Genomic DNA, 12,333 nt, shown 5'->3' with positions numbered 1-12,333 from the left:
CGGGCACTACCACGCACGCTACCGTGCAGCCGTGCTCTATCTGCTGCCCCACGGGCAGTTCACTCTCCTAAACCCATGAAAAGCAAATTGCTTATTGCCTTGCTGGCCCTGTGCTCGGCCTGTACTGCTACCTCTTCGCCGACAGCCTCTCACCGGCCTTTGTCGCCCGACCGCGAAGCAGCCGACCCACTGAATGCTACCCTTCCAGACTCCACCTCCACCGCGACAGCCGAGTAACTGCCCAGGCTTGAACTACCGCCAACAAAAACGCCGTTCAGATGCATCTGAACGGCGTTTTTGTATTAAGTGCTTCTGTTACAACTAATCCACGTTGTCGTGCAGGAACCGGTTGTCGCCGAGTAATTCGTTGTCATCCGATAGGTTGAAGCGCGAGATGTTGCGCTCATTGGAGGGCACCACATTCTCCAGCTTCACCTGCCGCCGCAGATAGGCGGGCGTTTCTAGCTGGTCCTTGATGGCATCAGTGGTCAGCCCGTTGCTGAGGCCTTCCAACCGCCGACGGCGCTCTTCGGCCCGGGCATCCAGCGACGGGCGGGGCGGCTGCTGTACGGGGGCCGGCTGATGAATTACGACGGGCTCGGGGGCAGGCGTCGACGGTGCAGCTACCGGCGGCACGTAGCCCGTGTAGGGCGACGTTTCCAGATCGAAGGTAACCTTGGGTGGCTCGGGAGCCGCCGCTACCGGGGCCGGCGTGGCAAACGTGGGCACGAAAGAGGGAGCGGGTGCTTCCTGCCGGTCCTTATCAAAGATGTTGATCTGCGGGTCGGGCGCTGGCGCTGGTTCGGGCTCGTTCTTGTCCACGCCGTACGCCATGCTGATGTTGTGCGCGTCGCGGGCAAAGCCAGTGGCAATAACCGTCACGCGGATGCTCTGACCCAGCGTCGAGTCGATGCCGTGACCGAAGATAACCTCAGCGTCCTGACCGGCTTTGTTCTGGATGTACTCCGTAATTTCGGTCAGCTCGTCCATTTCCAGCTCGGCCTGGTCGCCCGACATGATGGAAAGCAGAATTTTCTGCGCCCCGTGAATGTCGGTGTTGTTCAGCAGCGGCGACGACAATGCCTCTTCCGCCGAACGACGGGCCCGGTTTTCCCCTTCAGTGATGCTCGAGCCCATTACGGCCGCGCCCGAGTCTTTCATCACCGTTTTCACGTCTTCAAAGTCCACGTTGACTTCGCTCGTAACCGTGATGATTTCGGCAATAGACTTGGCGGCCGTGCTCAGCACGTTATCCGCTTTGGCGAAGGCGGCCCGAATCGGCAGGTTGCCGAAGATTTCGCGCAGCTTATCGTTAAGAATTACCAGCACCGTGTCGCAGTTGTCGCTGAGCTCCTTAATGCCCTGTTCGGCTTGCTGACGCTTTTTCTTGCCCTCAAACAGGAATGGAGCCGTTACGATACCCACAGTCAGAATGCCCAGCTCCTTGGCTACTTTGGCAATAACCGGGGCCGCGCCGGTGCCCGTACCACCGCCCATACCGGCCGTGATAAATACCATCTTGGTACCGTTGCTGAGCAACTCCCGGATTTGCTCCCGGCTCTCGATGGCCGCCTGCTTGCCCCGCTCGGGGTTGGCACCGGCCCCGAGGCCCTCGGTCAGGTCCACGCCAATCTGCAGCTTGTTGGGCACGGTGCTGCTGTGCAGCGCCTGCTTGTCCGTGTTGCAAATCACGAATTCCACGTCCTTGATGCCTTGGCTGAACATGTGGTTCACGGCGTTGGAACCGCCCCCACCGACACCAATCACCTTGATGATGGAGTTGGATTGCGCTGGAATATCAAATTTATACATGAGTTCAGAGTAGGTGGGTCTTGGGCGTTGGCTTCGAAAAAGGAAGAACGTATCCTGTAAAGTTCCGCCGCCCTTTCAGACATCAATCGGCTAGTACTGCTTGTCGTCGAAATCATCAATCAGCAGTCCTTTCGTGCGGCTGATAATGTCCTGGAAGAATTTGCCAGCCCCGGAAGTCTTTTTCGGAGCTGCCGGCTGGGCCGGAGCGGCTGGTTGGGGCACTACCGGAGCGGCCGCGCGCACCTCAGGCGCTGGACGGTAGGTCTGCTCCTCTTCCTCATACGGACGGCTTACCCGCTCGTCAATTGAGCGGTAGCCGGCCAGCACCAGGCCCACGGTGGTAGCATACATCGGCGACTTAACCGCCTCAATCTTGCTTTTGCCCAGGTGCTCGTTGGGGTAGCCAATGCGGGTATCGAGGCCCGTAACGTACTCGGTGAGTTGCACCAGGTTCTGGAGCTGGGAGCCGCCGCCGGTCAGCACGATGCCGGCCGCCAGCTTGTCGCCGTGGCCCGTGCGCTGAATCTCGGCATACACCAGCTCGATGATTTCCTCCATCCGGGCCTCGATGATGTGAGCCAGGTTCTTGAGGGAAATTTCCTTGGGGGCCCGGTCGCGCAGGCCGGGGATGCTCACGATTTCGTAATCGGAAGCTTCCTCAGCAATGGCTTTGCCGAACTTCACCTTCAGCTGCTCGGCCTGGTTCTGCATTACAGCGCAGCCCTGCTTGATGTCGCTGGTCACGATGTTGCCGCCGAAGGGCAACACCGCGGCATGCCGAATAATACCATCCTTGAAAATGGCCAAATCGGTAGTGCCGCCCCCGATGTCAATCAGGGCGACGCCGGCTTCTTTCTCCTCATCCGACAGCACCGACATGCTCGACGCCAGGGGCTCGAGAATCAGGTTGTCGATTTCCAGGCCGGCCTTGGTGACGCACTTGTTAATGTTGTTGATGGCCGTGCTCTGGGCCGTGATGATGTGGAAGTTGCCTTCCAGACGCACGCCCGACATGCCCACGGGGTCCATGATGCCCTCCTCATAATCCACCTTGTAGTCCTGGGGCATTACGTGGATGATTTCGGAGCCGGGTGGGGTCACCAGGCGGTACATATCGTTGGTGAGACGATTCACGTCGTCCACGGTGATTTCAGTTTCGGCGGAATTGCGGGTGATGCTGCCGTTGTGCTGCAGGCTCTTGATGTGCTGGCCGGCGATACCCACGTTCACGACGCCAATATTGATTCCAGACTGTTCTTCGGCTTGCCGAATGGCTTTCCGGATAGCATCCACCGTCTTGTCGATATTCGACACGATACCGCGCACGACTCCCTCCGACACAGCTTTACCCATGCCCAGGATTTCGAGTTTGCCAAATTCGTTTTTGCGCCCTACCAGCGCGCAGATTTTGGTGGTACCGATGTCGAGGCCGACTACAATCTTATCGTTTTGCATGAGGAAGGAAGGACGAGTGGGGTGCGGTTGGTGCTATGAATTTCTGATGCAAAAAACGCCGTTTTTGGGCGTTTACGCAAGGTTTCGTTACTCACAAATGATTTGGTCTTTGAACTCAACGTTGACGCGGTGGTACGTGTCCCAGCCCAAGACCGGAGGAATTTGACGGTAAAATACCATCAGTTTCGCAAATTTTTCCGAAATATTCTCCGGAAAGCCAAATTCTATTCGTTGGTCGCCTACTTGTTGCGTGAAGGAAACCTTGCCATTGGGGCCAATAAATACCTCCGCTACCTGCGCCCGCCAGAAGGGATGCTCATCAATATAGCGCAAAAACTCGAGGTATTGACGCCCGGTGGAATCTTGGAAAAAGCCAGCTTGTAACGCCCCGCCCCCCAGTCGGGAAATGGGCACCACGCGGGCGGTAAACAACGACGACAAGGGCAGTTTCTTGCCCTCGGCGTCGAGGTAGCTGTCCTGGCGGGTATCGGCGTGTACGAGGCGGGCAATCGGGCGGTTTTGGCGTACGTCGGCGTGCAGGTTGCCGGCCAGGTCGCGGTATACCTGGGCTTCCCGCACGAAGCTGTGGGCTTTCAGGCGGGCTTCCAGAGCTTTAAGGTCAAGATCCTCGGGGTGGGCTCCTTCCAGGCGCTGGTTGCCATTGCGGGTCAGCAACGCCGTGACTTCCCGCTCACTGATGAAATAGTTGTTGAATTCATTGCCGATGGTCACGATGACGTCGCCCACGGGGCGGCTGGCTTGCCGGACTCCGGCAAACACGGCCAGCCCCGAGAGCAGCACGAGGCACCCGGTGGCGAAAATCAGGTTATTGGCTTTACGCTTCAACTCCATTCCAGCGAATATCTAAAATATTCCTTAGCCGAGGAACAAGCTGGTCAATATCTCCAGCGCCGACGGTGGCTAATACGTCGAAAGTATCGTCTGATTCGGCCGCAGCCAGCACTTGTTCCTTGGTTTGCAACGACTTTTGCGGAGCCGTTATTTGGGACAAAATCAATTCGGAGGTTACGCCGGCCAGTGGCAGCTCCCGGGCCGGGTAAATGTCGAGCATTACTACTTCATCGGCCAGGCTCAGGCTTTCGGCAAAGCCGGGGGCAAAGTCGCGGGTGCGGGTAAAGAGGTGGGGCTGAAACACCACGCGGAGCCGTTTGCCGGGGTACAGGGCCCGTAACGAACGAAGGAAGGCATCTATTTCACGCGGGTGGTGGGCGTAGTCGTCCACGTACACTTTCTCACCCTTAGTGACGATGAACTCAAACCGGCGTTTTACGCCCCGATACGCTGCCACTGCACTTTTCAACTGCTCCTCCCCCACGTGTTGTAGCTGAGCAACCACGCAGGCGGCCAGCATGTTTTCCACGTTGTGGTAGCCGGGCACGGCCAGCTCCAGGTTTCGCACGTCGCCGAGCGGGCCGTGCAAATCGAAGCGGAAGCGGTGGCCCTGGGCCGTAATCTGGTCGGCGTACAGCTCAGGGCCCTGCTCGGGCGAGAGACCGTAGCGAATCACCTGCACGCCTTCGGCTACCGATTCGGTAATGCTCTGGTCGGCGGTGTGATTGAGAATGAGCGTGCCGCCGGGCTTGATCTGGGCCACGAACTGCCGGAACGACTCCACCAGGGCCTCCTTATTGCCATAGATGTCGAGGTGGTCGGCATCAGTGCTGGTAACGATGGCAATATCGGGGTGCAGGGTCAGGAAGCTTCGGTCGTACTCATCGGCCTCGACCACGACTGGTAGGTTGCTTGTTGTTGGTTGTTGGTTGTTGGTTGTTGGCGGCAAGAGTAGGTTCGAGCCCAGGTTCACACTGATACCGCCCAGGAAGGCGGCGCAGGGTACGTCGGCGTGGTGCAGCAGATGGGCCACCATGCTGCTGGTGGTGGTTTTGCCGTGGGTGCCGGCTACGGCAATGGTGTAGTGGCCCGCCGTGAGCAAACCCAGCACCTGGCTGCGCTTACGGATGTCGTAGCCCTGCTCGCGCAGCCAGGCCCATTCCCGGTGGTCTTTGGGAATGGCGGGCGTGAGCACAACAAGCGTCTGGGCGCGGTTTTCGCGCACTTCGGCCGGAATGCTTTCCACGGCATCGTCGTAGTGCACCCGGATTCCTTCGGCGGCCAGGGCTTCGGTCAGGGGCGTCACGGTTTTGTCGTAGCCGCTCACGCGGTGGCCGTTGGCCTGAAACCAGCGCGCCAGGGCCGACATGCCAATGCCCCCAATACCCAGAAAATAGACGTTCGGAAATGCGGCTACGGGATTCATGCGCGGGCAATAAGGGCTAAGAGTTCATCCACAATAGTTTCGGTGGCGTGCGGATAAGCCAGCTGGCTCACGTTGCGGCTCAGCTGCAGCTGACGGGCCGGGTCGTGGAGCAGGCTCAGGGCCGTGTCGTAGAGCTTGGCGGCGGCCTCCGCATCGGCGACCAGCAGGGCCGCATCCTTATTGACCAAGGCCATAGCGTTTTTGGTCTGGTGGTCTTCGGCCACGTTGGGCGAGGGCACCAGCACGCTGGGCTTCCCGGTCAGGCACAGTTCGGACACCGACAAGGCGCCGGCCCGGCTGACGACCACATCGGCCGCGGCGTAGGCTAAGTCCATGCGCTGCACGAATTCCAGGGCCTGGAGCTTATCGGCGGCAAAGGGGGCGGCCTGCCCGGCGGCGGTGGGGTAATACAGCTTACCGGTTTGCCAGAGCAGCTGAATTCCGGCTTCTTGCAGGCGGCCCAAGGCGGCGGCCGTGGCTTCGTTCAGGGTGCGGGCACCCAGGCTGCCGCCAATAACCAGCAAGGTCTTTTTCTCGGGCGAGAGGCCAAAGAACTGCAGGGCTTCGGCGCGGCTGCCGCTGGAAATTTCGGTGCGCACGGGGTTGCCGGTCAGCACGAGCTTGTCGGCGGGGAAGAACTTTTCCATTCCGTCGTAAGCCACGCAAATCCGGTCGACGCGGCGGCTGAGCAGCTTGTTGACCAGGCCCGCGTAGGAGTTCTGCTCCTGAATCAGGGCGGGAATATTGCGGGAAGTGGCCGCCAGCAGCACCGGGGCTGAGGCGTAGCCGCCCACGCCCACTACGGCATCGGGCTTGAAGTCCTGCAGCAGCTTGCCGGCCTTGCGCACCGAGCGGAATACCTTCACCGGAAACAGCAGATTCTGGGGCGTGAGGCGGCGCTGCAGGCCGGCAATATCGAGGCCCACAATCTGGTAGCCAGCCTCGGGCACCCGGGTCATTTCCATACGGCCATTGGCACCCACAAACAGGATTTCGGCGTCGGGATGACGCTGCCGCAACTCGTTGGCAATGGCCACCGCCGGAAATATATGTCCGCCCGTGCCTCCACCGGAGATGATGATGCGAAGCGGATGAGTGTGAACTGCCACTGGGTGTAATGCTTGTATTTGCGGCCCTTTACGGCACTCCATATCCGGAAGCGCCCCTCGTTTGACCGTTGGTTAGATTGTTTACTGCTTCTCGCGCCCTTTAGGCGTACGAGGCCCGTTTGCTGGGAATACGCACGGTGTCTTCCGGCTCCCCGGTCATGGGGCGGATTTCCCGCTCCCCGCGGCTCACGCTCAGGATAATCCCGATGCTGATACCGGTAAAAATCAGGGAGGTGCCGCCCATGCTCAGCAGCGGCAGCGGCAGACCGGTAATCGGGCCCAGCCCCACGGCTACGCCCATATTCACCATGGCCTGCAGCACCAGACTGAAGGACAAACCGGCTGAAAGCAAGCCGCCGAAGGCCCCGTAGCTGTTCATCACCGTTTTCAGCCCTCGATACAGGAAGGCCAGGTAGAGAAACAGCACGAAGGCCCCGCCGGCGAAGCCGTATTCTTCGATGATAACGGCGTAGATAAAGTCGGAATACGGGTGAGGCAGAATGTTGCGCTCAGTGCTTTGCCCGGGTCCCTTGCCCGTGATGCCGCCCGTGGCAATGGCTATGTAGCTGTGCTCGAGCTGAAACGGCACCGGCTTGGTCTTATCAAAGAAGCTTTCCAGGCGCGACTGCACGGTTTTGAAGCGCTGGCCGGTGGAAAGGCCGATGCCGCCCACCACCACGCCAATGGCTACCATCACAATCATCTGCTTGAGCGGCACGCGGCCGATGAACATCAGCAGCAGGCAGGTGCCAAACAGTAGCAGGGCCGTGGAGGCGTTACTTTTGATGATGATGCCGCAGATCAAACCCACCCAGAGCATTACGGGCAACAGCGTGGTTTTGAAGTCCTGCACGTTTTGCTGGCGGCGGCTGAGCATGGACGCCACGTGCGAAATCAGCGCCAGCTTGGCCAGGTCGGAGGGCTGAAACGTCTGGTTAATCACCGGAATCGTCATCCAGCGGGAAGCCCCGTTTACTTCGCCGCCCATCAGGTAGGCAAATAGCATCAGCGGCACCGACAGCAGCAGCCCGTAGAGCGACAGGCGCGAGTAGTAGCGGTAGTCGATGCGGTGAGCCAGCCACATAAAGCCCAGGCCCACTACAATCAGGCTGGTGTGCTTGAAAAGGAAGTACTCGGTGTTGCCGCTCATCTTCTTGTAGGCCAGCGTGCCCGTAGCCGAGTACACTACCGCAATGCTGATAAGCGAGAACAGAATTACAATGGCCCACAAAATCGGGTCACCTTTCAGATTCCGCTGCAGCCAGATTTTTATCGGATCCATAAGATTGGTTCTGAGGGTGAGAGGGTAGGTGGGTACAAGGGCAGGAAATAGCGGTATGATTGGGTGAGGAGAAAGGCAAACGCCTACCCTCCCACCCGCATTCCTCCATTACCTAAATCGGCAACTGCTGCCGTAAACTGCCGGCCGCGGTCCTCGTAGTTTTTGAACAGGTCAAACGAGGCGCAGCAGGGCGAGAGCAGCACCACGTCGCCGGGGGCGGCCAGCTCGGCCCCGCGGCGCACGGCCTCGGCCATACTTTGGGTTTCCTCCAGGTGGGGCACAATGCTGCCAAAGCTGGCTTTAAGCTTCTCATTATCCACACCCAGGCAAATCAGGGCTTTCACCTTGGCCTGGGCCAGGGGCAACAGGCTGCTGTAGTCGTTGCCCTTGTCGGTGCCGCCCGCAATCCAGATGATGGGCTGCTGCAGGCCGTCGAGGGCAAACCAGGCGGCTTCCACGTTGGTGGCTTTCGAGTCGTTGATAAACCGGGCGCCGCCTATTTCGCCTACGGGCTGCAGGCGGTGGTCGGCGTTGCGGAATGTGGCCAGGCCGGCTTCAATCTGCTGCTCGTTCAGGCCGGCTACCCGGGCGCAGAGCACGGCAGCCAGCGTGTTCTGGCGGTTGTGCTGCCCGATAAGGGGCGAGCCGGCCGTGCTGATTTCTTCGGGCTGCTCGTTCAGGCCCGGCGCCAGATTCGTGCAGAGCCGGGTTTCGCTAGTGTAGTAGCCCGCCAGCTGATAATCGGGGCGGTGGTGCAGGCTGAAGGGCAGCAGATTGGTCTGACTGAAAACCGAGGCAAACTCCTGCTGGATTACTTCATCGTCGGCATTATAGATGAAGAAGCCGCTGCTGTCCATGTTGCGGGTGATGCGCAGCTTGGCATGGGCGTACTTTTCCAGTGAGTAGTCGTAGCGGTCGAGGTGGTCGGGGGTGATATTAAGCAGCACGGCCACCCAGGCCCGGAAGTCGTAGGTATCGTCGAGCTGAAAGCTGCTCAGCTCCACCACGTAGTAGTCGTGCTCGTCGGCAATGACCTGTTCGGCGAGGCTGTAGCCCACGTTACCGGCCAGGCCCACGCTGAGGCCCGCTTCCTTCAGCAGGTGGTAGGTGAGCAGCGTGGTGGTGGTTTTGCCGTTGGTACCCGTGATGCAGATGCACCTCGCCTGGGTGTAGCGCCCGGCCAGCTCGATTTCGGAAATAACCGGAATCTTCTTCTCGCGCAGAGCCTGAATCACCGGGGCTTTTTCCGGGATGCCGGGGCTTTTCACTACCTCATCGGCCGTCAGAATCTCCTCCAGCGTGTGCATGCCTTCCTCAAAGCGGATGCCGGCCGCCGTCAGCTTCTGCTTATAGACAGGCTGAATGGGGCTTTTATCCGACACGAATACGGTGTGGCCTTTGGCCTGGGCCAGCAGGGCGGCCCCTACTCCACTTTCCGCAGCTCCGAGAATGACGATTTTCATGTAGAAGGAAAAACTACTGAGTTCTGAACAGGATGATTAGCGCAGCTTGAGCGTAACCAGGGTGAAAATGGCTAGCATAATGCCAATGATCCAGAAGCGCGACACGATTTTGGACTCGTGGTAGCCCAGCTTCTGGTAGTGGTGGTGCAAGGGCGACATGCGCAGCAGGCGGCGGCCCTCGCCGTACTTGCGCTTGGTGTACTTAAACCAGCCCACCTGCACCATTACCGACAGGTTTTCAATCAGGAACACGCCGCAGAGCACCGGAATCAGCAGCTCCTTGCGGATGATGAGGGCCAGCACGGCAATGATGCCGCCAATGGCCAACGAGCCGGTGTCGCCCATGAAAACCTGGGCCGGATAGCTGTTGTACCACAGAAAACCCACGCAGGCCCCCACGAAGGCGGTACAGAATATTACCAGCTCCCCGGAGTTGGGAATGAACATAATGTCCAGGTAATCGGCCAGCAGGGCGTTGCCGCTCACGAAAGCCAGAATAGCCAGCGTGACACCGATGATGGCCGAGGTACCGGCCGCCAGCCCGTCGAGGCCGTCGGTGATGTTGGCCCCATTGCTCACCGCCGTGATAATCAGAATCACAATCGGGATGTAGAGGAAGCTGTAGAGGCCGTTGAAGAACGGGCCGGCGTAGGCAAACAGGTTGCCGTAGTTCAACTCGTTGTTTTTGGCGAAGGGAATGGTCGTAATCATCAGCTTCACGTCCTGGTACACGGTGCTGGCGTCCACGGCCGAAAGCTGGCCGTTGGGCAGCAGGTACTGGCGCACGGTCACGTCCTGGCTGAAAAACAGCACCCAGCCCACCGTAATGCCCAGGCCAATCTGGCCCAGCACCTTGAAACGCCCGCTGAGGCCCTCCTTATTTTTCTGGAACACCTTAATATAGTCGTCCAGAAAGCCAATTAGCCCGAGCCACACGGTGCTCAGCAGCATAAGCACGATGTAGATGTTGTCGAGCTTGGCAAACAGCAGCACCGGCACCAGAATGGCCAGCAGAATGATGAGGCCACCCATCGTGGGCGTGCCTTTTTTGGCCATCTGCCCTTCCAGACCCAAATCCCGGATGCTCTCCCCGACCTGCTTTTTCTGCAGCACCCGAATCAGGCGGGCGCCAAACAGCTGGGCAATGATGAGGGAGGTAATGACGGCCATGGCCGCCCGAAACGAAATAAACTGGAAAACGCCCGCGCCTGGCAGGTTGTAGTGCTTATCGAGAAAGTCAAACAGGTAATAAAGCATTGGCGCGGGGGTCAGCAGGTCTTAGGTGGAGTTATTCCAAGCTGCAAAGGTTTGGCTTTTTTGGGGTTGGACAACTGTTGCGTTTTTGCAGATTTTCTAGTAGTCGGCCGATTAGGGCTTTGCGGTGGGCGCTTCTTTTTTCACTTTCCCAGCAGGTCAAACATTTCCCGCAGCACTTTCCGGTCATCGAAGTCGCTCTTGACGCCCTGCACGTCCTGGTAGGTTTCGTGGCCCTTGCCGGCCACCAGCAGAATGTCGCCGGGCTGGGCCAGGGCCACGGCCGTTTTAATGGCTTCGCGCCGGTCGGCAATGGTCAGGACTTTACCCAGGTCCGCTACTTGCACGCCGGCCTGCATCTGGGCCAGAATGTCGTTGGGGTCCTCGAAGCGGGGGTTGTCGGAAGTCAGCACCACCCGCGTCGAGCCTTTGCAGGCCAGGTTGGCCATAATCGGGCGCTTACCCGCGTCGCGGTTACCGCCGCAGCCCACTACCGTAATAATCTGCTGGCTGGGCTGGCGAATATCGGCAATGGTGGACAGCACGTTTTCCAGCGCGTCGGGCGAGTGGGCAAAGTCCACGATGCCGGTGATGCGCGTTTTCTCGGCCACGATGGTTTCGAAGCGGCCGGCGGCCGGCGTCAGGCCCGAGAGTACCGTCAGCACTTCCGTCGGCTCCTCGCCCAGCAGCACCGCCGCCCCATACACGGCCAGCAGGTTGTAGGCATTAAAAACGCCAATCAGCCGAAACTGCACGTCGCGCCCATCGATGTCGAGGTGCAGGCCGTGCACGGCGTTTTCAATCAGGCGGGCCCGGAAGGTGGCGGGGCCGCGCAGGGAGTAGGTTTCGCGCCGGGCCGCGGTGTTCTGCAGCATCACGCCGCCGCGCTTGTCATCGGCGTTGGTCAGGGCAAATGCCTTTTTGCCCAAGCCGTCGAAAAAGCCCTTTTTGGCCTTCAGGTAGTGGTCGAAGGTGCCGTGGTAGTCGAGGTGGTCGTGAGTCAGGTTGGTAAAGATGCCGCCGGCAAACTCCAGGGCCGTAGTGCGGTGCTGCACCACGGCGTGGGAGCTGACCTCCATGAATACGTGGGTGCAGCTGGCCGCTACCATGCGGGCCAGTAGCTCGTTCAGCCGAATGGCGTCGGGCGTGGTGTGCGTGGCCGGAATAACCTGTTCGTCAATCTGGTTCTGCACCGTGCTCAGCAGCCCTACGTGGTAGCCCAGCTCCCGGAACAGGTTGTGCAGGGCCGTGGCGCAGGTGGTTTTGCCGTTGGTGCCCGTCACGCCCACCAGCTTCAGCTGCCGCGACGGATGCCCGTAGAAAGCGGCGGCCATGTGGGCCATGGCCTCGGCACTGTCGGCCACCTGCACGTAGGTGGTGGCAGCAGCAGTTTCAGCGGGCAAATCTTCGCACACGACTACTGAGGCGCCTTGCTCCACGGCTTTGGCAATAAACTGGTGGCCGTCGGTGAGGGCGCCGCGCAGGGCGAAGAACACGGTGCCGGCCTGGGCCTGGCGCGAATCCAGGGTAAGGCCGCGCACGACCACGTCGGCGGGGCCGGTCTGGGTGCGCACGGCTACGCTTGTGAGCAGGGCAGAAAGCGGATGCGAAAGGTTATCGGCAGTAGTCAAGGACAGGGAACGGCTGGAAAACCGTCTTTATCGGGGTGTTCAACTCTGG

General features: G+C 59.7%; 10 protein-coding genes. 1 reads left to right on the top strand and 9 read right to left on the bottom strand.

What is annotated here, in order from left to right; all coding sequences use genetic code 11:
* Positions 1–75 precede the first annotated feature (75 nt).
* Positions 76–237: a hypothetical protein gene (locus LGH70_RS09660; protein WP_226185026.1), complete on the top strand. Its 162-nt coding sequence runs from the start codon at positions 76–78 to the stop codon at positions 235–237.
* 84 nt (positions 238–321) lie between these two features.
* Here the strand turns inward: LGH70_RS09660 and ftsZ are convergent, their stop codons facing one another.
* The 9 genes from ftsZ to LGH70_RS09615 form a co-directional block, all read right to left on the bottom strand.
* A complete protein-coding gene (ftsZ, locus tag LGH70_RS09655) occupies positions 322–1,812 on the bottom strand; it encodes a cell division protein FtsZ (protein WP_226185025.1) in 1,491 nt (496 codons plus the stop codon).
* Positions 1,813–1,902: 90 nt separating this feature from the next.
* Complete coding sequence (gene ftsA / locus LGH70_RS09650) at positions 1,903–3,267, bottom strand: cell division protein FtsA (RefSeq protein WP_226185024.1); 1,365 nt, start codon at positions 3,265–3,267, stop codon at positions 1,903–1,905.
* An 87-nt stretch (positions 3,268–3,354) separates the two neighbouring features.
* Positions 3,355–4,119, bottom strand: a complete 765-nt coding sequence (locus LGH70_RS09645; protein WP_226185023.1) for a cell division protein FtsQ/DivIB — start codon at positions 4,117–4,119, stop codon at positions 3,355–3,357.
* The gene (gene murC, locus LGH70_RS09640) at positions 4,103–5,545 is read right to left on the bottom strand and encodes a UDP-N-acetylmuramate--L-alanine ligase (protein ID WP_226185022.1); all 1,443 of its coding nucleotides are present in this window, start codon (positions 5,543–5,545) and stop codon (positions 4,103–4,105) included. The genes LGH70_RS09645 and murC overlap by 17 nt, the downstream gene beginning before the upstream one ends.
* Positions 5,542–6,654 carry an undecaprenyldiphospho-muramoylpentapeptide beta-N-acetylglucosaminyltransferase gene (gene murG / locus LGH70_RS09635; protein ID WP_226185021.1) on the bottom strand — a complete coding sequence of 371 codons (1,113 nt, stop codon included), beginning with the start codon at positions 6,652–6,654 and terminating at the stop codon, positions 5,542–5,544. Before murG ends, murC begins: the two co-directional genes overlap by 4 nt.
* 100 nt (positions 6,655–6,754) lie before the next feature.
* Positions 6,755–7,936 carry an FtsW/RodA/SpoVE family cell cycle protein gene (locus LGH70_RS09630; protein WP_226185020.1) on the bottom strand — a complete coding sequence of 394 codons (1,182 nt, stop codon included), beginning with the start codon at positions 7,934–7,936 and terminating at the stop codon, positions 6,755–6,757.
* An 83-nt stretch (positions 7,937–8,019) separates the two neighbouring features.
* Positions 8,020–9,399: a UDP-N-acetylmuramoyl-L-alanine--D-glutamate ligase gene (gene murD / locus LGH70_RS09625; protein WP_226185019.1), complete on the bottom strand. Its 1,380-nt coding sequence runs from the start codon at positions 9,397–9,399 to the stop codon at positions 8,020–8,022.
* A gap of 36 nt (positions 9,400–9,435) precedes the next feature.
* Positions 9,436–10,656, bottom strand: coding sequence for a phospho-N-acetylmuramoyl-pentapeptide-transferase (gene mraY / locus LGH70_RS09620; RefSeq protein ID WP_226185018.1), 1,221 nt, complete (start codon positions 10,654–10,656; stop codon positions 9,436–9,438).
* Positions 10,657–10,796: 140 nt separating this feature from the next.
* Positions 10,797–12,284: a UDP-N-acetylmuramoyl-L-alanyl-D-glutamate--2,6-diaminopimelate ligase gene (locus LGH70_RS09615; protein ID WP_431357421.1), complete on the bottom strand. Its 1,488-nt coding sequence runs from the start codon at positions 12,282–12,284 to the stop codon at positions 10,797–10,799.
* Between the last annotated feature and the right edge of the window lie 49 nt (positions 12,285–12,333).

The organism is Hymenobacter nitidus (genome assembly GCF_020447315.1).
In the GTDB taxonomy this organism is placed as follows: domain Bacteria; phylum Bacteroidota; class Bacteroidia; order Cytophagales; family Hymenobacteraceae; genus Hymenobacter; species Hymenobacter nitidus.
The sequence above is the reverse complement of the archived record's forward strand: the minus strand, read 5'-3'. Positions and strand labels throughout refer to the sequence as shown.